Source organism: Blastopirellula sediminis (assembly GCF_020966755.1).
GTDB classification, from domain to species: domain Bacteria; phylum Planctomycetota; class Planctomycetia; order Pirellulales; family Pirellulaceae; genus Blastopirellula; species Blastopirellula sediminis.
Window position 1 is genome coordinate 3,428,130 of sequence record NZ_JAJKFT010000010.1, and the last position, 21,644, is coordinate 3,449,773.

Below are 21,644 nucleotides of genomic sequence, written 5' to 3' on the forward strand. Positions count from 1 at the left end.
ATATATCAGTCCGGCTATCTGTCATTTCGATTGACGAGCCGAAAGATATTCCCGTAGCCGCCCTCGCGCTCGATTCACGCGGGATAAGACCGTTCCAATCGGAACTCCCAGCGTTTCCGCCGCTTCTCGGTGCGTTAGCTCACCAACGACGACCAGTAACAGAGTCTCTTTCAGCTCGGTCGGCAGACGATCAAGGGCCGCTTGCATCTCGGCGCTTAATTCGTCTCCAAAAGGATCGACGTCAAACGTCGCGCGATCGAGCATCTCGGAATCGCCCACGCTTTTGACGTCGCTCTTTTTCCGCCAGCGATCAATGATTCGGCGTCGCAAGATCGACGCGAGCCAGGCTCGTTCGCTCCGTTCGGGATCGAGCTTCGCACGTCCGGTCCAGACCGACCGAAACGCCTCCTGAAGGACATCTTCAGCCAAGTGGCGATCCCCGAGCATCCGAAACGCAACGCGATAGAGCGCCGGGCTATGCTCGTGAATGAGTCGCTCAAATTGCTCGGAAGATAACGGCAACGCGGCTGGCTCCGATGGGCCAATGCTTCGATGGGAAACCTTTATCATATCATAACGTCGTTTTTTCGCCTCGGAATTTACCCGGATGTCGCTTCCCCCCGCCGGTGGACGATAAAATAAAGATATGAACGCCTCGGAAAGCCCCAAACGACGACCTCCCCGCAACTATTTCTCGCGTCGAGAGCAGGTCCGCCTGTTCCTCCTCTCGGGCGCGTTGACGCTCACTTTCATCCTGATTTACCAGGCGGCCCAACCGTCCACCTGGCAAAAACTGTTCGGAGACGAAGGTCCTCCGCCGGTCGCTCAGGAAGAGATCGACACGCGGGTTCCCCGCAAAGCGGTCGAAGATGAGCCGATGGAAGGAGCGTTTAAGGTCGTTCCGCCAACTCCCTTCACCATGAACCGAACCGGCGCCAAAGTCGAAGCGGGGAAACCGGCCATCCCCGAAGAAGACTTGGCGACCATTCAAGACGACTCGGTCTTTCGGCAGGCGGAATATGGAGCGTGGCGCCAAATCTTCTATGCGCTGCAAAAGACGCCTGACGATTCATTAACTCCGGCTCAGGCCGAGCCGGTGCAGTTCGCCCAACTCTTTCGTCAGCCTGACGAGTATCGCGGCAAGTTGGTCGCGGTCTCCGGTACGGTCAAACGAGTCGTGAAGGTCGACGCCTCGAAGGAAGATCTGGGAGTTGATCATCTTTGGCAGATCTGGCTCTTCTCCGGCGCTGACGCCAACCCGATGGTGATCTATTCGCTGGAACTCCCGGATCAGTTCCCGACCGGACTAAAGGTGAACGAACGAGCGACGATTGTCGGCGTCTTCTTCAAACGTTGGATTTATAAGGCGGAAGGAGGCATCTTCACCGCGCCGCTGCTGTTATCGAAGAGCGTCGCGTGGTCCCCTCCCCCGCAATACAAACCGATGTCGATGACGCAACTGGGAATCGGCATTGCCGTTTCGGTGGTCGTCGCCCTGGTGATCGCGACGTTGATTTTCCGCAAGAGTAACGACGCCGAATCCGTGGCCGAAAGAATGATCCGCGATCGCCAGGAAGAGAAGTTCCGTTCCGAAGTGGGCGAGATGGATACCGGCGTTTCGGTCCGCGACCAATTGAAAGCGGTCGCCGCCCAATTGGAACAGCGAACTAGTGATTCAAAAAGCGACGAGTCAGAAAGTGACGAGACGAATGCGTAGTACCAGACGAAACGTCGCTTGGCTCTTCTCGATGGCAGTGATGATCTTGTCGGCGCCTTGCGTCAGTCGGGCCGATGTGCCTGATCCGAGCGAAGTCGACTTGTCGACTCCGCAAGGTTTCATGGCGGGGATCGGCTTCGATGAGAGCTATTACAAGATGTTCGACGACGCCCAGCCTCTCAACGAAGCGGAGCAAGAACCGCTGATCCGGCTGCTGTCCCGAATCCGCCGTCCGAAACCGAAGCAGGTCGAATCATGGCTCAAGATTGAGCCGGATTGGAAGGCGTATGCCGAAGAACCGGCGCCGTCGCGGCTCGATTGTTTCCTGCTGGTCGGTCGCGTGGTGAAGATCGAGAGCCGGCCGATTCTGCCGGAACTGGGCGCCGCCTACGAATTGGAAGACTTCTATTCGCTGGAAGTGATTCCCGACGGCGACAAGACTGGTTCAGTCAAACGGGTCGTCCTACTGTCCTTGGCGATTCCGGAGCGTTTCAAGCCGCTAGTCGATAAGGAAGAAGGCGCCATTAACCAGCCGATCAGCGCCGCGGCTTACTTTCTGAAGCGAATGACTCCGGTCGACGCCGAGGAGACCACGATTGCCGCGGTGACGCAGCGGGTCTCATGGCATCCCGATCAGGTTGACGCCCAGCTTGGAGTCAACGAAGGGCAAGTCTTGTTAGCGGCGCAAGGGGTTGATGTCGGCGAGTTTGACGCGGTCCGCGATCGGGCCTCTTTCTCAGGGCTTGAAAACGAATCGTTCTATCAATGTCTGTCAGCGGTCTCCTCCGTTCCGCGGGAAGAGTTGGCCAAAGCGGCGACGACGATTTCCTTGCCGCGGCTATTGACCGAACCGGAGCAATTTCGGGGCGCTGCGATGCGGGTGAGCGGTACGGTGCGGCGGATTACCAAGATCGTCGTCGATGAAGAGACGGCGCGACGCCGCGGTTTCGATCACTACTACGAGATCAATCTGTTTGTGCCGCTTAAGGCGCCGATCATTTCGCAGGCCCACGGCGACCCTGCGACGCGACGCGAGTTCAAGGACGCGTATCCCGTCGTACTCTGCTCTCGTCAGTTGCCGGAAGGGGGAAGCGTCAGCGACGATTTGCATCTTCCGGTGACGGCCGACTGTTTCTTTTACAAGGACTGGGCGTATCGTTCGCCGTTCATGTCGGACGAAGATTCGAATCGCCGTCAGGTCAGTCCCCTCTTCATCGTCGATCGCCCCCGCACGATGGAGGGCGCATCAACGGCCGAGGTGAATTCGATCGCGGTCTGGCTCTTGATTTTCGCCGTTATCGCTTCAAGTTTGGGGATTGGCGCCGGCGTGATGCTGGCGGGAAGTCGGAATCGACGGTAAAACAACGAGCGTCGTCGCATCACGGAGAACGAACGTGGGATGGACAGCGCGGAAATCGATTACCTTGGGGCCGTTGCGCATCAACTTTAGCAAGAGCGGCGTCGGCTTTTCGTTCGGGATCACCGGCTTTCGCGGCGGCATGAGCGCTACCGGCAGAAAGTACGTCTCGGCCACCATTCCCGGGACCGGGATTCGCTATCAAAAGTCGGGCAAGACGTTGATGTCGTTGCTTGATTTCAGTCAGCCCGAAAAGAAAACAAAAAAACGAACTTACAAACGCAAGACAACGATTAGGTGAAGAGCGTGGATATTCAATTTGTTCGCATGGTCCGTACCGACGCCTCGGAACGATTTGTCCTGCTAGGAGCGGATGGCGCCGAGCTTGGGATGTTCGACCTCCACTTTTTGACCAGCGGCAACGTAATCGGCTCGCTGATCCTGCTCGACGAAAGTTTGGCCGCAGGCGAATCGGTTGAAAAACTGTTGCACCGGATCGACGAAGAGCTGCTGCCGGCCGTCAGCCTGGACGAAAAGAATCTGTCGTTCACGGTAGTCAAAGGGGAATTGATCGGCACCTTCTCCTCGAACGACGAAGAATAGACGGCGGATGGCGAAAAAGACGTGGGGCTACGGATTATTGGCCCCGGACCTGCCGGCTGACGAAGATCTGACCCCCTGCTCGGTCGAAACGATTGCTGAGGATCAAGCGTACGAGCGGGTCTTGATCCGCGGGCAGCGCACCTCGGGGACGATCGATCGGTTGACGATCGCCGAATCGCGACTGGACCAGGTCGCGTGGCCCGAAGCGAAGCTGCCGGAGGTGCTGCTCCGCGACGTGCAGGGATCGACCTGCGACTTCTCCAACGCCCAGATGCCGGGGGGCGAATTTCAGCAGGTCGAACTGGTCGGCGCGAAGCTGATCGGGATCGACTTTACTGACGCCGCCTGGCGGAATGTTGTGCTGACCCGCTGTAATCTTTCGTTCTGCACATGGCGCGGGGCCAAGCTAAAGAACGTTCGCTTTGAAGACTGCGAACTGGGAGACGCCGACTTCTACCTGGTTCAGTTTGAATCGGTCGAATGGATCGATTGCCGATTGCGTCGCAGTCGGTTTTACGGCGCCCGTTTTACCGAAACGAAGATGACGCGGTGCGACCTGCTCGATCTGGGCGCTGCGGCGGACGACTTGCGGAAGCTGAAGATGGACGCTGCTGGTTGGCTGCAACTGGCGCCTCTGTTTGACGTAACGATTGACTAGCCGGATTCGGGGGTTTTGATTGCTTCTGTGACCGGGGGGAAATATCTTGCAAGGATTGGTTAACGCCCCTTGCTTGAAAGCCCCAAGTCCATGAATCGAATCGTATTGCTCCTTGCTCTGTTGTTGCCAAGCGTAGTGATCCATTCTTCCGCGGCGCAAGCTCCTCGTCGTGAAGTTCAATGGGTAAATTCCGATATCGCCAAGGCGCCAGGACTGTCGCATAAGATTTTGGACAGCAAGGCGCTCGGACATGACGTTGGATACGTCGTCTGGACGCCGCCGCAGTTCGACGACAGCGGAAAGACTCGCTATCCGGTCGTCTACTTTCTGCATGGCGCCGGCGGTTCGGAAAAGTCGGACTCCGCCGGTTTCTCATCAATGGTTGCCGGGGCGATTCGCAGCGGTAAGTTTCCCGCCGCGATTTGCGTCTTTCCCAACGGCGGCATGAGCGGCTATCGAGCGGAGGTCGAGAAGATGATCGTCGACGAATTGATTCCGCTGATCGACAATGAGTATCCGACCAGGGCGGAGCAGTCGTCGCGCGTTGTCTGCGGTTTTTCGATGGGAGGCGCGGGATCGGTTCGACTATCGCTGGAACATCCCGATTTGTTCGCCGCCGCCGGAAGTTGGGGTGGCGCACTCAACTGGCGCGGACGGGCCGAAGATAGCACGATGCTGCCGGTCGCCAAACAAAACGCCGGAACGCTAAAGAAGAACAACTTCGCCCTGCTGACGATCAACGGCGATCAGGATCATCCCGAAGGGTTCGACCTACTGAAAGAGATTTTGACGGCGGCTGAAGTCCCGCACGAAACGCTCGTTCTGCCGGAAACCAATCACAATCTCGGCAAGTACTATAACGGCTCCAAAGAGAAGACGCTGCAGTTTCTGGCGACGCATCTAACCGAGTCGAATTAACGTGGCGGCCTGACTTCGCTACGAGTTCAAAATATCCTGCAGCTCTTCCTGGCGATAATCTTCACCGGTGATCAAGCGGGCCGAGCGATTGAAGGTGGAGTAAGCCCAACTCCATTGCATCAGCACGAGCAGGCGGCTTTCGAACTGGATCAGCTTCATCAAGTGAATGACCAGCCAGAGGACCCACGCGACGAAGCCGGTATATTTCCATTTGCCGAGCACCGCGACCGCTTTCGAGCGGCCGATCGTCGCCAGGCTGCCGGGGTCATGGTAGTGGAACGGATCGACCGGTTTGCCTTGCAGACGTTTGACGATCGTCTTCGCGGCGTATTGCCCTTGTTGCATCGCGACCGGAGCGACGCCAGGCAGCGGGTGTTCGCCTTGATGCGCGTAGCAGGCCATATCGCCGATCACGAAGATCTCGGGATGGCCGGCGATCGTGCAATCGGGCTCGGTCATGACGCGTCCGCCGCGATCGGTTTTCGCGCCGGTCTTTTCGGCCAGCTTGCGACCTAGCGGATTCGCTTGCACGCCGGCCGCCCAGATGATCGTTTTTGCTCGGATGGTCGTTTCTTCATCATTGTGCGAAACGACGACCGAGTCTTCCTCGACGTTGCACACCTTGTGGTGGTTGTGAACTTCCACGCCAAGTTTGACCAGCGCGTCATGCGCGTAGGTCGACAGTTCCACTGGGAAGGGCGCCAGGACGCGCTCTCCGGCGTCGACCAGCAGGATCCGCGCATCGGCGGGGTTAATGTTGCGGAAGTCGTACTTCATCGTGTTGTGCGAGATCTCGGCCAAGGCGCCGGCCAACTCGACGCCGGTCGGACCGCCGCCGACGATGACGAAGGTCAGCAACTCTTCGCGGAGTTTCGGATCGGTCTCTCGTTCCGCTTGCTCAAAGGCGGAGAGGACGCGGCGGCGGATTTCGGTCGCATCTTCGATCGACTTCAGGCCAGGCGAAAGCTTCGCCCATTGATTCTGCCCGAAGTAGCCGGTCTCGGCCCCGGCGGCGACGATCAGCGAGTCGTATGCAATTTCGCCGTCGTGCAGGATCACCTTTTTATTTTCAGGATCGAAGTCGGCGACGTCGGCCATCACCACTTCGGTATTGCGCTGACGGACCAGGATTCGCCGCAGCGGCGCGGCGATGTTGGCCGGAGAGAGCCCGCCGGTCGCGACCTGGTAAAGGAGCGGCTGGAACAAGTGAAAGTTCCGCCGATCGACCATCGTCACTTGGACCGGCGACGAACCCAAGCTGCGCGCCGCGTAGAGGCCGCCAAAGCCGCCTCCGATAATCACTACTCGATGCGTTTCGCCCTTCATGGAGGATCTCCCAGGTGAGTTTGGGACTTTCATTGTCGCGATTTCTGGAATTCCTTGAAGCAGGGCGCCTTTTGCGGATAATCAAAACCATGCGCGGATGGCATCTTTTGACTCTCCCCTGCCCTGGATTAAGGAATTCGACATGCGGACGACGCTTGGAGCCTTCGTGCTCAGTTTGACGATGGTCGCTGGTTTACATGCCGCCGATGCGGAAATGTACGGCCTGAAAAAAGGAACGCCCGAAATAAAATCGGCCGGACCGCTCGCTTTCGCCCCAGACGGAGTATTGCTGGTCGGCGATCCGAAATCGGCCGCCGTGTTCGCCATCGCTACGGGGGAAAAACCGGGCGCCCCGGAAAAGGTGAAGTTCGAGATCGCCTCGCTGCGCGAAAAACTCGCCAAGGTGCTCGGTGGCAGTCCGGCTGATCTGAATATCGCGGATCTGGCGGTTAATCCGGAAACAGGCACGGTTTATCTGTCGGTCGCTTCCGGCGGCAAGCCGGCGCTGGTGAAGATCGACGCCGATCAGAACATCACCTCGATCGCGCTGAAAGACGTTCCCTTCGCCCAGGTAGAGCTATCGGATGCTCCGGCCGACGAATTGAGCGGCGAAGGTCGTCGTCGTCGCAACCTGCGTAACGAGTCGATTACCGATATCGCCTATGCCGACGGTCAGGTCATCGTTACCGGTCTGGCGGCCGGCGAAGGCGCCTCGGCGGTTCGCAGCGTGCCGTTCCCCTTCACCACCGGCGATCAACTGTCGCGGATCGAAATCTTCCACGCCGCTCACGGACGTGACGAAGATACGGCCGTGGTTCGCACGTTCGTGCCGTTTAACATCGGCGGCGAACCTCACGTGCTGGCCGGCTTTACCTGCACGCCGCTGGTCAAGTTCCCGGTCAAGCAACTGCAGACGCAGGAAAAAGTGAAAGGGACGACGGTCGCCGAACTCGGCAATCGCAATCAGCCGCTCGACATGATCGTCTACGAAAAGGATGGCAAGACCTTCCTGCTGTCGGCCAACTCGGCTCGCGGCGTGATGAAGATCAGCACTGACGATCTGGAACGGGAAGAAGGTTTGACCGAACCGGTTAAAGGTGGCGGCACCGCTGGCCAGTCGTACGAAACGATCGGCGACCTGGAAGGAGTTGTGCAGTTGGCCAAGCTGAACGACACGAGCGCCGTCGTCGTGATCCAAGGCGCCGACAACGGCTGGACTCTGAAGTCGGTCCCACTGCCGTAAGGCGGATTTGACGTAACATTCCGGGCGCCACGGCTCACAGAGCCGTGGCGCCCTTTTTTTGTGGTTAGCCCTGAAAGCTCCTGCTTTCTGGGCGGCGCAGCCGCAGGAAGCATCAAAGCCAGGTCATGTAGTCTAGGGAGGCGCCGATTCCTATCCGGCCGCGGAGCGATGCTTCCTGGCGACGTTGTCGCCCCAGATAGCGGCAGCTATCTGGGCTAATCAGTTTGAAGAATTGCTCGCAGTTTCGCGGCCGCACTCTTCGGATCTTTGGCGGCTGCGACCGCTCCGCTCACCGCCACGCGAGTCAGTCCTGCGTCGATCACTTGACCGACATTCTCGGCGGAGATGCCACCAATCGCGAAAGCCGGCAAGCGGATCTCATCGGCCACTTGTCGCACCAGATCGAGTCCAGGGAACTGATCAAACGATTTCGTTTGCGACGGAAACGTCGGTCCGACGCCAATGTAGTCAGCGCCATCGAGAACCGCGCGGCGAGCTTGTTCGATGCTGTGCGTTGAGACGCCGACCAATTTGTCGACGCCGAGAATCGCGCGTGCTTCTTTAACTGACAGTTCTTCCTGTCCCACGTGTACTCCATCGGCGCCAGCCAGCGCTGCGATGTCTACGCGGTCGTTAACGATGAAAAAAGTGGAACTTTCGCTCGTCATTTTGCGCAAATGTCGCGCTCGTTCGAGCAGCGTTTTGTCGTCGAGTCGCTTGTCGCGAAGTTGCAAAATATCAACTCCGCCAGCGATCAACTCGCCTGCGAGTTGCGCGAAATGTTCCGCGTCACGCCCACCATCGATCAGCACATAGAGGCGCGCGTCGGCCAGTCTCGCGCCGTTCTCGCGCGTCGTGGTGATCGCTTTCTCGAGCGTGTAGCTGCGGTATCGGAGTTGTTCGAAATGGGACGAAACTGCCGGCTGCACCAGCTTGCTGAATTCCTCCAGCGTCCGGAGCGACTGCTGGGCCCGTTTGAGGTTCGAGATGGCAATCTGGGCAAGATCGGTTCTTGCCTGTTCCGCTTCGGTGGAAACCGTCACGCCGACGTCGGCTTGCGTATCTCTCGCCCTGTGCAGCGTTTCGGACGAGAAAAGCTTGAGTGTGGCGGTCAGGTCGTGGCGGAGGTTTTTCACCTGCGTGGTTAAATGACGATCATCCAGGCCGAAACGGACGAAATCTTCGACAACCCGCAATCCTTCGGCCGCTCGGTTGGCGGCGGCGTCGATGGCACGCCAGGCGGTTATGGTCGAATGGGGGTTTGCTGGCTGCGAGTCGTGCGACATCCGATATTTCCTGGGGTATTAGTCATCCCGATTGTAGAGACTCTGGCCCAGTGGGGCATTAGGGGCGAACATTTCACGTAAACGACGCCTGGGGCAAGGGTTGCTGAGTTGCCGCCATTTCCTTGCGATAGAAGTATCGGTTACATCGTTACCTTTAGAGATTTTGATCCTGTTCGCCCAAAGTGCGTAAGTTCATGGCGTTTCTTTAGTTGCCTTGCTTGCGCTTTATTTGCGAGTTAGAATTCCCAGGCGATTCCGACCGATCGCTCCGCTGTGCGGAGTTTGATCGCTTCTGGAGAGGTAGGGATGCTAAGTTCGCCATGGATATATTGCCTTTGGCCAGGGCTCACCGAAACGTGGGTATATGGTCGATGGCGAGGGCTCGTGTGGGCCGGCGGGTTCGCGCTGCTTTTGAACGCAGCGTTGATTCTGCACGGCGTTTGGCCAGAGCTCGTGGGCGAAACGATACGGCATAGCATTTGGTATGTAGTCACTGGCGTTTGGGTGACTTCCGCTGGATGGAGCATCTATCGCGTCGCTCGCGGCGGTTATCAACCGCTGGACGAGTCGGTCGAGGCCTTGTTTCACGCGGCCCAAAACGAATACTTACAAGGGCAATGGCACCAGGCCGAAGCGACTTTGCTTCGTTTGCTCTCGCGCGAACCGCGTGACGCAGAAGCGCGCCTGATGTTGGCGACCTTGTACCGGCACACTCAGCGATATGACGCGGCGCTCGAAGCGATCGCCAAGTTGACCAAGCTGGATGCGGCCGGACGCTGGTGGGCGGAGATTCAACGCGAACGCCGCTTGCTGGCCGATCGGATGGCGGATGAGAGCGAACCGGACGAAAGCGAACCGGATCCCTCCCCTTCAGCATCCAATCAGGAAGCAGAGAATGTCGGACGAGACGAAACGGCCCCGTCTACAGAGGCGGCATAGTCCGGATCGCCCAGTCCGATAGAATACAAAGCAGTAGACTACCCGCTATTACTCATCGCGAGGTTGAACTCCATGTACGAAAGATTTACCGATCGCGCTCGCAAGGTGATGCAGCTCGCAAACCAGGAAGCGCAGCGGTTCAACCACGAGTACATCGGCACCGAGCACATCTTGCTCGGGCTGATTAAAGAAGGAAGCGGCGTCGCCGCCAACGTCCTCAAGACGTTGGAAGTCGACCTCCGCAAAATTCGACTCGAAGTCGAGAAGCTCGTTCAGAGCGGACCCGACATGGTCACGATGGGGAAATTGCCGCAGACTCCCCGGGCCAAGAAGGTCATCGAGTACTCGATGGAAGAAGCCCGCAATCTGAACCACAACTACGTCGGCACCGAGCACATCCTGCTGGGCCTCTTGCGTGAGCAAGAAGGGGTCGCCGCCCAGGTTCTGATGAACCTTGGCTTGAAGCTGGAAGACGTTCGCGAAGAAGTTCTCAACCTGCTGGGACACGGCATGGAAGGGGACGGCGGACGCGAAGGCCGCGGTCAACCCGAAAGCAGCTCGGATCCCGCCGCCGCCAAGGGTAGCAAGTCGAAGACTCCGGCGCTCGACAGCTTCGGTCGCGATCTGACCGAACTGGCCAAGCAAGGGAAGCTCGACCCGGTCATCGGCCGTCAGCGCGAAATCGAACGTGCGATCCAGGTTCTCTGCCGCCGTACCAAGAACAACCCGGTTCTGCTGGGTGAAGCGGGCGTCGGTAAGACGGCAATCGTCGAAGGTTTCGCTCAACGCGTGATCGACGGCGACGTGCCGGAACTGCTGGCCGAAAAGCGGATCGTCGTGCTCGACCTCGCGATGATGGTCGCCGGTACGAAGTATCGCGGTCAGTTTGAAGAACGTATCAAAGCGGTGATGAACGAAGTTCGTCGCGCCAAGAACACGATTCTGTTCATCGACGAACTTCACACTCTGGTCGGCGCCGGCGGCGCGGAAGGCGCCATCGACGCGGCGAACGTGCTGAAGCCGGCTTTGGCTCGCGGCGAAATCCAGTGCATCGGCGCCACGACGCTCGACGAGTACCGCAAGTACATCGAAAAAGATAGCGCCTTGGCTCGCCGCTTCCAGGAAATCCAGGTCGATCCGGCCTCGAAGGACGAAACGGTCGAGATCCTCAAAGGTCTCCGCGATCGGTACGAAGAGCACCACAACGTGCAAATCACCGACGACGCGATCGTCGCCGCGGCCGAATACTCGGATCGCTACATCACCGGACGCTGCCTGCCGGACAAGGCGATCGACGTGATCGACGAAGCGGGCGCTCGCGTGCGGCTTCGCGTGATGACCCGTCCGCCGGATCTGAAAGAAATTGACGAAGAAGTGGAAACGCTGAACCGCAAGAAAGAACAAGCGGTCGCCGACCAGGACTTCGAAAAGGCTGCGGCTCTGCGTGATCAGGCCGACAAGCTGAAGAAGAAGAAAGAGTCGATCATCAAGGAATGGCAAGAGAAGTCGCGTCAGAAAGATGGCGTCGTCGATGAAGAAGTCATCGCCGAAGTCGTCTCGAAGATGACCGGCATTCCGCTGACCCGGATGTCGACCGAAGACACGATGCGTCTGATGCAGATGGAAGATGAACTTCACAAGAAAGTCATCAGCCAGGACGACGCCATCAAAGCGGTGTCGAAGGCGGTTCGCCGTAGCCGTAGCGGTCTGAAAGATCCGAAGCGTCCGACCGGCTGCTTCGTCTTCGCAGGTCCGACCGGCGTCGGTAAGACGTTGCTCGCCAAGGCGCTGGCCGAATTCATGTTCGGCGACGCCGACGCGCTCATTCAAATCGACATGAGCGAGTACATGGAGAAGCACAACGTCAGTCGTTTGATCGGCGCCCCTCCGGGATACGTCGGCTACGAAGAAGGTGGTCAGCTGACCGAAAAGATTCGTCGCCGTCCGTATGCGGTCGTGCTGCTCGACGAAATCGAAAAGGCTCACCCCGACGTCTTCAACATGCTGCTGCAAGTGATGGAAGAAGGTCGTTTGACCGACAGCTTCGGTCGCAACGTCGACTTCCGGAACGTCATCTTGATCATGACCACCAATGCCGGTGCGTCGGCGATCAAGAATGAAGCGGCTTTCGGCTTCCAAGCTCCGGAAGAAGGCGCCGAGTACGACAGCATGAAGCACCGCGTCGAAGAAGAAATCGCCAAGGTGTTCCGTCCCGAGTTCATCAACCGCGTCGACAAGACGATCATCTTCCATCACCTGACGAAGGATGATCTGAAGCACGTTATCGACCTGGAATTGGGCAAGGTTCGCGAACGTCTGGCCGAACGGGGTTACGACCTCATTCTGACCGACAAGGCGAAAGAGCTGATCATCAAACGGAGCCAGCAGAGCGACAAAGGCAACGACTTTGGCGCCCGTCCGCTCCGTCGTACGATCGAAAACTCGATCGAAGATCCGCTCTCGGAAGAACTGCTCAAGGGCGAGTTCCAAGGGAAGGATCAGATCATCGTCGATGCGATCTCGGACGACACCGACAAGCTGATCCGCTTGGACTTCAAAGGCGCCTTGAGCGAAAAAGAAGCCGAACCGGTCGCCGCCAGCAACGAGTCGAAGTAAGCTTCGCCTTGAAAAGTGAAATTAGAAAGCCCGGCCAAATTGGCCGGGCTTTTTTTGTTTCTTGGTATAACGCGAAGAGAAAGGGAAGATCGTTTTTATCGCGAAAGGCTCGTAACGTGAATAGCCGTGTTCTTTCGATCGGAGCACTGTTAATCGTTGTCGTCATCGCAATTGTGTTCCAGGTTCGTTCGGTAAGTGATTTCGGGATTTTGGAAGCCAATGCGAGAAGACGCACTCAGACGTTCTGGATGGGATGGCCAAGAACGTACTTTTACTGGACGGTTGAGGAGCGAAGTGTGTTCGATGGCGAGTCCTGGTGGGCAGAAGAACGGCCAACGGCGCATCTGGAGCGACATACAAACATCGATCTTGCGAATATCAACTACCGGAACCTTCTGATCGTAGTCGCCTGGTGGATGGCAGTCGCCGGCTCCGTTTGGGCGACTTTGCCGCTCTTGTGGCTGCGGTGGGATCTGAAGAGCCTCCTGCTGCTTCAGGCCTCGATTGCGGTGTTAGTTCTTTTGCGATAGCGCTTCGCCGTTCAGGTACTTGGCGAGCCCCGACAAGTCATCCGTATTGATCGCATCGACCCCGCACTCGTCCAACACTCGCCACATCGCTAGCGTATCAGGCGTTCCCCAAAAGCGAATCGCTCGTCCTTCGTCATGCGTGCGCCGCACCAACTGTCGCAGTTTCTCCTTCTCGGCGGCTGGGATCTCCCCTGCTCCGTTCCACTTGAAGTGCGACTTCCAGTTGTCGCTGATCAGCGGCATGAGATGCTTCGCCTTTTGGCCGCCGAGGTCTCCCAGGCGTCCGTCGATTCCGGCGTAGCGTGAATTCGCTGCGGCAATCGTTTGCTGCGGGCGGTTGCCGGAGATGACGACTTCGATCGCGCCCGGCTGGAACTTGCTGTCGTGAACTTGCGCGAGAATGTCCGCATACTTGGCCAGCATGATATTGAGCGCGGCGTACGTCGTTTCAGCATCGCTTTTGATATCGATCATTAGGCGAAACGGCGGTGCGTTGGGATAGACCTTGCCGTCGCCAGCCTTGACGCGCTGTTTGAGCGGTTCGAGATAAAGCGACTCGAGCGTTCGCTGCGGATGAATCTCTTGGTGCGAATGGGCGACCAGCAGTTGATCGTCAACCAGAAAGATATCGGCCTCGACGCTGTTAAAGCCGTGCGAAAGAGCGTCTTGCAGCGGTCGCTTGTGCAGGTAGTCGTTATGGGCGTGAGCACGCGGCAAGACGGTCGCGATCTCTTCCGCCTGCACTTGGGCGAATGTCGAAAGTAGAAACGACACGACCAGGAGGAGATGATTCAAACGCAAGGGACCGATCCGCAATTAAGGAAACTTCAGGCGTCAGAAAACTGCAGCCATTGTAACCTCGGCGGTCGCCGGATTGATCTACGCCCCGAGAAACTCCCGCTGAAACGCCAAGAGCAGCCCCTCCGTTTCGGTCGCCGCGGCAGTAAAACTCGCTTCAAACTCGTAGTACGGAATGCCGGCGATTTTTGCGCAGTATTCGGGATAGGCTCTGACTCGTTCCAACAGCGCGGGGACCGTCAGTTCGGGATGGAACTGCGTGCAGTAGATCGGTTTGTTGTGAACGCGGAACGCTTGCTGCGGGACGAGATCGCTTGAGGCGAGCAGGTCGACGCCTGGCGGCAGTTCAATCACGCGGTCTTCGTGTCCCATGTAGGCGGGGAAACGCTGGCTCAGGGTTCCGAAGATCGGATCGGCCCGACCGGCGTCAGTCAGGAAGAGTTCGTGCGTTCCCAGCTCCGCATGTTCCAGGTCATGGATCACGCGCCCGCCGAGCGCTCGCGCGAGCGCCTGAAATCCCCAGCACGAGCCGAACATCGGGACTTCAAGCTCGACAATTTTCCGCAGCCCCGCCATCGCCGCATGCAGCCACTCGCCGTCGGACGCGACCGAATAGTGTCCGCTGCCGCCGATCATCACCATGTCGATCTCGGCGAGATGACGCTCGCTAGGGGCGCCAGAGAGCAAATCAAACGGCTCGATCTGGCTCGGATGGCACTCCAGTGCTCGCGCGAAACAGCCGATTTCCTGGCCGCGAATCGGATCGTCAGCGTTGCGGATCTGAATCAGAAGATAGCGGAGGCGTTTCGTCATGCCGCCATTCTAGGCCAGCGGCGACGATTACTTCCAGAGCAGCAGGTCGAGCGTCGTCACAATGAAGAGCCCGATCCCAACGATCGTGTTGACATGAAAGAAGGCGAGATTGACCCGCGACAAGTCGTCAGGGCGAACGATCGCATGCTCGTAAATCAGCAGAATCGCCACGGCCGCAACGCCGATCCAATAGAGCAGACCGAGCGATGGATAGACCACCGGCAAGAGCGCCAACGCTCCGATCATCAGCGCGTGACATGCGGCCGCGATCCGCAAGGCGCCCGCGATGCCGAACGTCGACGGAACGCTGTGCAGTTTGGCGTCGCGATCGAACTCCGCGTCTTGGCACGCATAGATGATGTCGAACCCGGCGACCCACAACAGCACGGCGAAACCAAGCGTCACGGCCGGCAGCAGATCGAGCGGACTGGCCAGAATCGCCGCGCCACGGATCGCGATCCAGGCCGCGATCGGCGCCATCATCAACGAGGCGCCAAGCCAAAAGTGAGCGAGCGACGTCCAGCGTTTCGTATAGCTGTAACCGAACAGGAAAAGCAGAACCGGAACTGAAAGCGCCAGCGGCAGCCAATTCGGCCAGAAGAGCAGCGTCGACGCAATGAAGCCGATCGAGCAGGCGACAGTAAACAGCGTCACTTCGCCGACCGAAAGAATCCCGGCCGGGATATGTCGCGTTTTGGTGCGGGGGTTCTCGGCGTCGATCTTGCGATCGGCGAGTCGATTGACCGCCATCGCGGCGCTGCGGGCAAAGACCATGCAGAGGACGATCCCCAGCAGTTCACGCCATGAGAACCGCACGTCGATTCCCTCCGGTGTCGGCGCATTCCAGGCCATCACTGCGGCGAGCAATGCGAACGGCATCGCGAAGACGGTATGGCTAAAGCGGATCATCGCCAGGATGTCGCTAATTCGCTGAATCATCGCTCCCCCATCGTCGCATCAATGCGTGCGGAACTTCCAACTGATCCAAAATCCGGGCCACGATAAAGTCGATCAAGTCGTCGAGCGTCTGCACGCCGTGATACCAACCCGGCATCGCCGGCAAGACGACGGCGCCAGCTTCGGCCGCGCGACGCAAGTTGTCGAGATAAACGAGCGACAGCGGCGTCTCGCGCGGAACGAGAATCAGCTTACGGCGTTCTTTCAGGTGGACGTCGGCCGCTCGTTCAATCAACGTATCGCTGGCGCCATGGACGACGCCGCTCAGCGTTCCGCCAGAGCAGGGACAAATCACCATGCCGCGGGAAAGGGCCGAACCGCTGGCGATCGGCGCCAGAAAGTCTTTGTAGTGAAAGTAGCGGAGTTTGCCGGTCGTTTGCGGCTGATTTAATTCGATCGTTGCGGCCAGGCGTTTATCAGCGGTCGGCGTCGTTTTGGCCAGAATCGAATACGGATCAAACTTTTGCAGGTCGAGCGCAACGTCCAGCTCTTGCAGCCAGACGGCGCGGCCTGACTCGCTGATCGAGAGGTCGACGTCGTAGCCGGAGTGAATCAGCACGTTCAGCAGGCGTCGCGCGTAAACGGCGCCACTGGCGCCGGTGATTCCCAGCACAATGGGAGACGCCGCGCTCATTTGGTCCCCACGTAGAGCGTCGCAATGCCGAAGGTGAGCGGCTTGAAAAAGACGTCATGCAGACCGGCGGCTCGCATTCGCTCGGCGAGCGCTTCGCCATACGGAAACTCGCCGACGCTATCAGGCAGATACTTGTAAGCGTCTTCTTTGTTCTTCGCGAACATCCGTCCCAGCAGCGGCAGGATATTGCGGAAGTACCACAGGTAAAACGCCTTGAACGGCTGCCACTGCGGAATCGAGAACTCAAGGACCGCAACTTTGCCGCCGGGCTTGCAGACGCGGGTCATCTCGCTGAGGCCAAGATCGGTGTTCGTCACATTACGCAGGCCGAACGCCACCGAGACGATCTGAAACGTATCGCTCTCGAACGGCAACGCCTGGGTGTCGGCTTCCTGAAAGCGAATCCCTTCAATGCCGGCGCGTTGCTTTTTGACTTCGCCGATTTCGAGCATTTCGGGACAGAAGTCGGTCGCTTCGATCTGCAGCTTCCCCTTCGCCGCTTTGTAATAGGCGATCGCCAGGTCGCCGGTGCCGGTGCAGACGTCCAGAATCGGCGCGTCGCCGGTCGGGGGAACGATTTTGGTCGTTCGCCAACGCCAATAGCGGTCGACGTTCATCGACAGCAGATGATTCATCCGGTCGTATTTTCCGGCAATTTCGGCGAACATTCGCCGGACGCGCGTTTCCGATTTGTCGACGACCATGCGTTGCGCTTTCCCAGTGCGGGCGACTTGAAGCGATGAAACCACCTAATTTACCGCAAGCGGGAGGTTTTCGTAACACGGCGTCGGCGGGCGGCCTTCGGGGCGAAAAATCGGATCCTCCCTCTGGTGGCGGCTGTTGTCGCATTCCTTCCAGCCGCTGGGCGTTATATCATGGCGACCAACTTATCGAGAGGAAATCATGTCGTCTGCGCTTCACGTACATCTGCTGCCGGAACTTGCCTCGGAAGAAGCTCTTGCTGGATCGACCACGGTCGTCATCGACGTCCTTCGAGCGACTACCACGATCGTTCATATGCTGGCCGCCGGCGCCGATCATGTGGTCCCCTGCATCTCGATCGAAGACGCCAAAGAAAAAGCGGCCGCCATCGACGGAGCGCTTTTGGGGGGCGAACGCGGGGGCTTGCGGATCGACGGGTTCGATCTCGGGAATTCTCCCTCCGAGTATTCGACAAGCGTGGTTGGAGGCCATACGGTCGTCTTTACCACCACCAACGGCACCAAGGCGATGCAGCGCTGTCAGCGGGCGAAGCGGATTCTGATTGGCGCCTTCGTCAATCTTTCGGCGGTCTGCCGCGAACTTTCAGGCGCCCAAGAGGTCCATCTGGTTTGTGCCGGAACTGCCGGCGAAGTGACCCGTGAAGACGTCCTGCTGGCCGGAGCGATCGTCGACCTGATGGCCGCCACCGGCGATTGGGAGCTGAACGACGCCGCTCAAATCGCCCTCGACGCTTGGCAGACGGCCCAGGAAAACCTGGTCGCCGTCCCGTTGGTCGAGCGGCTGCAAAAGAGCCGCGGCGGCCGCAACGTGCTGGCGATCGGTCTGGAAAACGACATCCAGATCGCCGCGACGCTCGACAAGTTCGATCTGGTTCCCGAGCTGAACGCAAGCACGTGGGAAATACGTCTCCGGTAGACGTAACTCCCTATGGCAAGCTAAACTAGGTCCTTTTCGTCCCCATGTTTGGGCGACGATTGGTACGCCTTTACACCCCCACTCTTTGTTAGCCGAGTCCTGTCATGGAAATGGAAAAGCTGGTGTCGCTCTGCAAGCGACGCGGATTTCTCTTTCAATCCTCTGAAATCTACGGAGGGATCAACGGCTTTTGGGACTACGGGCCGCTCGGAGTTGAGCTGAAGCGCAACGTCAAAGAGGCCTGGTGGCGCGATATGGTCACCGGACATGACGACCTGTCGACGATGCCGGGAGCTCCCGAGCCGTACGAAATGACCGGGCTCGACTGCACGATCATCATGCACCCGCAGGTCTGGAAGTGCTCGGGGCACTACGACCTGTTCCACGACTACATGGTCGACTGCCGCCAATCGAAAAGACGCTATCGCCACGACCAGGTCGTCGGACGTTGGGTCGAAGCGAAGGGACAGATCGTCTTCGCGACCGCCGGATCGGACTCGGATCATCCCGAAGCCGACATCGAACGGAACGCGCTGAAGTTCTTCGGGCTTCGCACCAAGCAAGCCGATCAGCTGAAGTGGGACGGAGTGATGGTTTCGCTCACGACGGTTGACGACTTCTCACAAGTGCTGGGGCCAGACGCGAAAGAGCTGGGAACGCTGACCGAGCCGCGCGAATACAACCTGATGTTCAAGACGATCGTCGGGGCGCTCGGGGGAGAAGAAAACGCCGCGTTTTTGCGTCCCGAAACGGCTCAGGGGATCTTCGTCAACTTCAAGAACGTGGTCGACAGCTCGCGGGTTCGCGTGCCGTTCGGGATCGCGCAGATCGGAAAGAGCTTCCGCAACGAAATCACGCCGCGGAACTTCACCTTCCGTTCGCGTGAGTTCGAGCAGATGGAAATCGAGTTCTTCTGCCATCCCAACTCGTCGGCCGAGTGGTACACCTACTGGCGCAATCGTCGCTTCCAGTGGTACATCGACATGGGGTTGGCTGGGGACAAGCTCCGCCTGCGTGAGCATGATCCGGACGAATTGAGCCATTACTCGACCGGCACCGCCGACGTCGAGTACGCATTCCCGTTCTTGCCGGCCGGCGAGTACGGAGAACTGGAAGGGATCGCCCATCGCGGCGACTTCGACCTGCGCAGTCACATGGAAGGAAAGCTCGATCCCGAAAGCAACCCGCTGACGCTGGAACTGGACGAGAACGGCAAACCGCGGCATCGTGGCAGCGGCAAGGATTTGACCTACCGAGACGACATCACGAACGAGCGTTATACGCCGCACGTGATCGAACCTTCGGCCGGGGCCGATCGTGCGACGCTGGCCTTCCTGTGCGAAGCGTACACCGAGGACGAAGCGCCCGATGAAAACGGCAAGATGCAGTCGCGCGTGGTGATGAAGCTGCACCCGCGGATCGCCCCGCTCAAAGCGGCGGTCTTCCCATTGGTCAAGAAAGATGGAATGCCCGAGATGGCACAGGACATCTACCGCTCGCTGAAGAAGAAATTCAACGTCTTCTATGACGAAAAGGGAGCGGTTGGACGACGATATCGCCGTCAGGACGAGGCCGGAACGCCGTTCTGCATTACGGTCGATGGAGAGTCGATCAGCGACGGAACGGTCACGATTCGCCATCGCGACACGCTGGAACAATGGCGCGTCAAGAAAGACGACGTGGTCGCCGAGATCGATAAGCTGGTCAACGGCTAATCACGAAGTGCATCCCGCTTATGCGGCCTGGTGGCCGCATAAGCGTTTTTTTTCCGCGCTAGGTTGGCAAGAGAACTAGGTTCCCTGGCGAACCGGCACGCCGGCATCGGTCATCGTGGACGCGATGTGCGGGTGCGGAGCGATGACCGGACGGCCGTTGCCGCTTGACGCCTTGGTCACAAGCTTCGAGATCTTGATGTCGGCAAGTTGCTGACGCATCGCGCTGGTGACGTTGGCCAAAGCTTCTTTCAGGTTCTCCTGGAACGAAGTGTCGACTTCGGTTTCCAGCGGCAATCGCGAGTCCATCGGACCGTCGATCGCCTCGATGATTTCTAGGAGCGAAATCTGGTCGGCCGGACGCACCAAGGTGTAGCCGCCGTCGACTCCGCGCGTGCTGCGCAGGATGCCATGGGTGACAAGATTACGCAGGACCTGCAACAGGAAACGTTCTGGCATGTCTCCCTTGGCAGCGAGTTTGCTGCAGGGAACCGGGCTTTGGGAATCGGTTTCAGCCAGTTGGAGGGTCGCCTGAAGGGCATAGGCGACGGTACGCGAAAGTTTCATGGGATTGCCCCTATGTTGGGAGGTGAAGACTCCCGTGCGCATGATGAGAAGAAGTGTTTGACGATTGTTCCGCTTCCATTTCTCGCCAATGTGAGGGCATTGACCAGAACTTCCACGGGACAGGTGATAATTTACTAGAAATTATTACATTGTCAATAAAATATGCTTACACTTCTTGTTGGGGCGGGTGGTTGGCTGGGGATTGCGACGCTTTTTCCCCCGCAGGCTGCATAAAAGCATGGATAAGAAGCAATGCAGCCCCACAAACTAAAAAACTGTCCGCGATATTAAAATTTGGCCAGCGGAGGTCGTAAGAGCCAGCTGTCAGCAAAATCCAGTCGCGAACGGCGCCTTTGTCCCAATGACCGAAGCCGTGGTACATACCGAGTCGGTCATATAGATTTCCGAAAATGCCTGCGGTCACGCTGCCGAGCGCAATCGTCAGCCAGAGATCGCTCGCCGCCTTGCGGATAAAGAGCCAATAGACGATCCCAATTGCCGCTAATACCGAGAAACCAGCGAAAACCGGCGTCCCGCCCTGCCCTAGGCCGAACAGCGCGCCGTGATTGAGCGACGTCTCAAAGCCGACGTAGTTCTCGATCAGCCAGTAGATTCGCAGCGGCGGTTTTCCTGGGCGTTCGATCAGCGGAAACTGCGCGTCGGCCTGAAACACGGCGTGTTTTGTCCACAAATCCAACGCGCACCCGGCGATCGCCAAGGTGAAGAAGATGACGTAGCGGCTGACCCCAACGGTCGGTTGGATCGAAGGTTGCGGGCTAGGCGTGTTCTCGCTGGTTGGCACAGTCAATGCAAAGCGGTGTGTAAGGGATCGCGTTTAGTCGCGGCTTTTTAATTCGTCCGCCGCATTCGACGCACGCACCATACATTCCGGAGTCAATTCTGGCCAGTGCGTCTTGAATCAGTTGAAGCGTCCCTTCCTCGGCCGCCAGCATGTTGAGCGTGAACTCCTGCTCGTAGTTGTCGCTGCCGATGTCCGCCATGTGAATCGGCATGCTCGAGAGATCACCCGACGATTCGCTCCGTGTTTTGCGGAGAGCCGACTCGGTCATTTGCGAAACGTCTCCCCGCAGTCGAGCACGCAGCGTCTGCAGCAATACGCGGAAAGGCTCGGCTTCCGCAGGCTTCAAAGCGTTTTTTTTCGCGTCCGAAGGGGTTGTCGCCATGGCCGCGGACTCCATCGAGGTGAGTGAAAGCCCCCTTATTCTAATGGGGGAATTTTCGCCGCGTCAATTTTTGAACCATCTTCGCTTTTTCCGCCTCTACGCAGGGTGGGATCTCGCCTTGATGGGCGCGACTTGCTCCAATAGACTG

23 protein-coding genes are annotated in these 21,644 nt (G+C 58.4%); 12 read left to right on the forward strand and 11 right to left on the reverse strand.

The genetic code is table 11. The features are described from left to right. Positions 1–21: 21 nt before the first annotated feature. Positions 22–522, reverse strand: a complete 501-nt coding sequence (locus LOC68_RS25510; RefSeq protein ID WP_230224322.1) for an RNA polymerase sigma factor — start codon at positions 520–522, stop codon at positions 22–24. Between the two features lie 124 nt (positions 523–646). Between LOC68_RS25510 and LOC68_RS25515 the strand changes: the two genes are divergently transcribed. The 6 genes from LOC68_RS25515 (at position 647) to LOC68_RS25540 (ending at position 5,253) form a co-directional block, all read left to right on the forward strand. Beyond that, a complete protein-coding gene (locus LOC68_RS25515; RefSeq protein WP_230224324.1) occupies positions 647–1,717 on the forward strand; it encodes a hypothetical protein in 1,071 nt (356 codons plus the stop codon). Next, positions 1,710–3,077 (forward strand): hypothetical protein, encoded by a 1,368-nt coding sequence (locus LOC68_RS25520; protein WP_230224326.1) that lies wholly within the window; start codon positions 1,710–1,712, stop codon positions 3,075–3,077. The genes LOC68_RS25515 and LOC68_RS25520 overlap by 8 nt, the downstream gene beginning before the upstream one ends. Positions 3,078–3,111: 34 nt before the next feature. Then, the gene (locus tag LOC68_RS25525; RefSeq protein WP_230224328.1) at positions 3,112–3,375 is read left to right on the forward strand and encodes a DUF4236 domain-containing protein; all 264 of its coding nucleotides are present in this window, start codon (positions 3,112–3,114) and stop codon (positions 3,373–3,375) included. 5 nt (positions 3,376–3,380) lie between these two features. Next, positions 3,381–3,677 (forward strand): hypothetical protein, encoded by a 297-nt coding sequence (locus LOC68_RS25530; RefSeq protein WP_230224330.1) that lies wholly within the window; start codon positions 3,381–3,383, stop codon positions 3,675–3,677. A gap of 7 nt (positions 3,678–3,684) precedes the next feature. After that, on the forward strand, positions 3,685–4,335 hold the full coding sequence (locus LOC68_RS25535) for a pentapeptide repeat-containing protein (RefSeq protein ID WP_230224337.1): 651 nt from the start codon (positions 3,685–3,687) through the stop codon (positions 4,333–4,335). A 90-nt stretch (positions 4,336–4,425) separates the two neighbouring features. Continuing rightward, positions 4,426–5,253: an alpha/beta hydrolase gene (locus LOC68_RS25540; RefSeq protein WP_230224339.1), complete on the forward strand. Its 828-nt coding sequence runs from the start codon at positions 4,426–4,428 to the stop codon at positions 5,251–5,253. An 18-nt stretch (positions 5,254–5,271) separates the two neighbouring features. Here the strand turns inward: LOC68_RS25540 and LOC68_RS25545 are convergent, their stop codons facing one another. Then, complete coding sequence (locus LOC68_RS25545; protein ID WP_230224341.1) at positions 5,272–6,579, reverse strand: NAD(P)/FAD-dependent oxidoreductase; 1,308 nt, start codon at positions 6,577–6,579, stop codon at positions 5,272–5,274. Positions 6,580–6,721: 142 nt separating this feature from the next. On the opposite strand from LOC68_RS25545, the gene LOC68_RS25550 reads away from it, so the two are divergent. Next, on the forward strand, positions 6,722–7,822 hold the full coding sequence (locus LOC68_RS25550; protein WP_230224354.1) for a hypothetical protein: 1,101 nt from the start codon (positions 6,722–6,724) through the stop codon (positions 7,820–7,822). A 215-nt stretch (positions 7,823–8,037) separates the two neighbouring features. On the opposite strand, the gene LOC68_RS25555 is transcribed toward LOC68_RS25550, so the two are convergent. Continuing rightward, positions 8,038–9,108 (reverse strand): thiamine phosphate synthase, encoded by a 1,071-nt coding sequence (locus LOC68_RS25555; protein ID WP_230224356.1) that lies wholly within the window; start codon positions 9,106–9,108, stop codon positions 8,038–8,040. Between the two features lie 504 nt (positions 9,109–9,612). On the opposite strand from LOC68_RS25555, the gene LOC68_RS25560 reads away from it, so the two are divergent. The 3 genes from LOC68_RS25560 (at position 9,613) to LOC68_RS25570 (ending at position 13,193) form a co-directional block, all read left to right on the forward strand. Further along, the gene (locus LOC68_RS25560; protein WP_230224358.1) at positions 9,613–10,047 is read left to right on the forward strand and encodes a tetratricopeptide repeat protein; all 435 of its coding nucleotides are present in this window, start codon (positions 9,613–9,615) and stop codon (positions 10,045–10,047) included. Between the two features lie 72 nt (positions 10,048–10,119). Next, entirely contained in the window at positions 10,120–12,663 is a 2,544-nt protein-coding gene (locus LOC68_RS25565; protein WP_230224360.1) for an ATP-dependent Clp protease ATP-binding subunit, read from the forward strand. Between the two features lie 116 nt (positions 12,664–12,779). Beyond that, positions 12,780–13,193, forward strand: coding sequence for a hypothetical protein (locus LOC68_RS25570; RefSeq protein WP_230224362.1), 414 nt, complete (start codon positions 12,780–12,782; stop codon positions 13,191–13,193). Here the strand turns inward: LOC68_RS25570 and LOC68_RS25575 are convergent. From LOC68_RS25575 to ubiE, 5 genes are all read right to left on the reverse strand, one after another. After that, positions 13,176–13,994 (reverse strand): phosphatidylinositol-specific phospholipase C/glycerophosphodiester phosphodiesterase family protein, encoded by an 819-nt coding sequence (locus LOC68_RS25575; RefSeq protein WP_230224364.1) that lies wholly within the window; start codon positions 13,992–13,994, stop codon positions 13,176–13,178. The two genes, LOC68_RS25570 and LOC68_RS25575, sit on opposite strands and share 18 nt — an antisense overlap. A 78-nt stretch (positions 13,995–14,072) precedes the next feature. Beyond that, on the reverse strand, positions 14,073–14,804 hold the full coding sequence (locus LOC68_RS25580; RefSeq protein WP_230224366.1) for a type 1 glutamine amidotransferase: 732 nt from the start codon (positions 14,802–14,804) through the stop codon (positions 14,073–14,075). Positions 14,805–14,831: 27 nt separating this feature from the next. Then, positions 14,832–15,743 (reverse strand): UbiA-like polyprenyltransferase, encoded by a 912-nt coding sequence (locus tag LOC68_RS25585; protein WP_230224368.1) that lies wholly within the window; start codon positions 15,741–15,743, stop codon positions 14,832–14,834. Continuing rightward, a complete protein-coding gene (locus LOC68_RS25590) occupies positions 15,727–16,395 on the reverse strand; it encodes a UbiX family flavin prenyltransferase (RefSeq protein ID WP_230224371.1) in 669 nt (222 codons plus the stop codon). Before LOC68_RS25590 ends, LOC68_RS25585 begins: the two co-directional genes overlap by 17 nt. Further along, positions 16,392–17,099 carry a bifunctional demethylmenaquinone methyltransferase/2-methoxy-6-polyprenyl-1,4-benzoquinol methylase UbiE gene (gene ubiE, locus LOC68_RS25595; RefSeq protein ID WP_230224372.1) on the reverse strand — a complete coding sequence of 236 codons (708 nt, stop codon included), beginning with the start codon at positions 17,097–17,099 and terminating at the stop codon, positions 16,392–16,394. The genes LOC68_RS25590 and ubiE overlap by 4 nt, the downstream gene beginning before the upstream one ends. A 199-nt stretch (positions 17,100–17,298) precedes the next feature. Between ubiE and LOC68_RS25600 the strand changes: the two genes are divergently transcribed. Continuing rightward, the gene (locus tag LOC68_RS25600; RefSeq protein ID WP_230224374.1) at positions 17,299–18,033 is read left to right on the forward strand and encodes a 2-phosphosulfolactate phosphatase; all 735 of its coding nucleotides are present in this window, start codon (positions 17,299–17,301) and stop codon (positions 18,031–18,033) included. A gap of 110 nt (positions 18,034–18,143) precedes the next feature. Beyond that, positions 18,144–19,748, forward strand: a complete 1,605-nt coding sequence (locus LOC68_RS25605) for a glycine--tRNA ligase (RefSeq protein WP_230225195.1) — start codon at positions 18,144–18,146, stop codon at positions 19,746–19,748. Positions 19,749–19,823: 75 nt separating this feature from the next. Here LOC68_RS25605 and LOC68_RS25610 read toward each other — a convergent pair whose 3' ends face one another. The 3 genes from LOC68_RS25610 to LOC68_RS25620 all read right to left on the reverse strand — a co-directional run bounded on the left by LOC68_RS25610 (position 19,824) and on the right by LOC68_RS25620 (position 21,496). Then, the gene (locus tag LOC68_RS25610; protein ID WP_230224376.1) at positions 19,824–20,312 is read right to left on the reverse strand and encodes an RrF2 family transcriptional regulator; all 489 of its coding nucleotides are present in this window, start codon (positions 20,310–20,312) and stop codon (positions 19,824–19,826) included. 166 nt (positions 20,313–20,478) lie between these two features. Continuing rightward, on the reverse strand, positions 20,479–21,114 hold the full coding sequence (locus LOC68_RS25615; protein ID WP_230224378.1) for a signal peptidase II: 636 nt from the start codon (positions 21,112–21,114) through the stop codon (positions 20,479–20,481). Beyond that, on the reverse strand, positions 21,089–21,496 hold the full coding sequence (locus tag LOC68_RS25620; RefSeq protein WP_230224380.1) for a TraR/DksA family transcriptional regulator: 408 nt from the start codon (positions 21,494–21,496) through the stop codon (positions 21,089–21,091). The genes LOC68_RS25615 and LOC68_RS25620 overlap by 26 nt, the downstream gene beginning before the upstream one ends. Between the last annotated feature and the right edge of the window lie 148 nt (positions 21,497–21,644).

Coding starts and splice junctions, on each gene's coding strand:
- LOC68_RS25515 (WP_230224324.1), top strand. CDS start 647: ATGAACGCCTCGGAAAGCCCCAAACGACGACCTCCCCGCAACTATTTC.
- LOC68_RS25520 (WP_230224326.1), top strand. CDS start 1,710: ATGCGTAGTACCAGACGAAACGTCGCTTGGCTCTTCTCGATGGCAGTG.
- LOC68_RS25535 (WP_230224337.1), top strand. CDS start 3,685: ATGGCGAAAAAGACGTGGGGCTACGGATTATTGGCCCCGGACCTGCCG.
- LOC68_RS25540 (WP_230224339.1), top strand. CDS start 4,426: ATGAATCGAATCGTATTGCTCCTTGCTCTGTTGTTGCCAAGCGTAGTG.
- LOC68_RS25545 (WP_230224341.1), bottom strand. CDS start 6,579: ATGAAGGGCGAAACGCATCGAGTAGTGATTATCGGAGGCGGCTTTGGC.
- LOC68_RS25550 (WP_230224354.1), top strand. CDS start 6,722: ATGCGGACGACGCTTGGAGCCTTCGTGCTCAGTTTGACGATGGTCGCT.
- LOC68_RS25555 (WP_230224356.1), bottom strand. CDS start 9,108: ATGTCGCACGACTCGCAGCCAGCAAACCCCCATTCGACCATAACCGCC.
- LOC68_RS25565 (WP_230224360.1), top strand. CDS start 10,120: ATGTACGAAAGATTTACCGATCGCGCTCGCAAGGTGATGCAGCTCGCA.
- LOC68_RS25580 (WP_230224366.1), bottom strand. CDS start 14,804: ATGACGAAACGCCTCCGCTATCTTCTGATTCAGATCCGCAACGCTGAC.
- LOC68_RS25585 (WP_230224368.1), bottom strand. CDS start 15,743: ATGATTCAGCGAATTAGCGACATCCTGGCGATGATCCGCTTTAGCCAT.
- LOC68_RS25590 (WP_230224371.1), bottom strand. CDS start 16,395: ATGAGCGCGGCGTCTCCCATTGTGCTGGGAATCACCGGCGCCAGTGGC.
- ubiE (WP_230224372.1), bottom strand. CDS start 17,099: ATGGTCGTCGACAAATCGGAAACGCGCGTCCGGCGAATGTTCGCCGAA.
- LOC68_RS25600 (WP_230224374.1), top strand. CDS start 17,299: ATGTCGTCTGCGCTTCACGTACATCTGCTGCCGGAACTTGCCTCGGAA.
- LOC68_RS25605 (WP_230225195.1), top strand. CDS start 18,144: ATGGAAAAGCTGGTGTCGCTCTGCAAGCGACGCGGATTTCTCTTTCAA.
- LOC68_RS25610 (WP_230224376.1), bottom strand. CDS start 20,312: ATGAAACTTTCGCGTACCGTCGCCTATGCCCTTCAGGCGACCCTCCAA.
- LOC68_RS25620 (WP_230224380.1), bottom strand. CDS start 21,496: ATGGCGACAACCCCTTCGGACGCGAAAAAAAACGCTTTGAAGCCTGCG.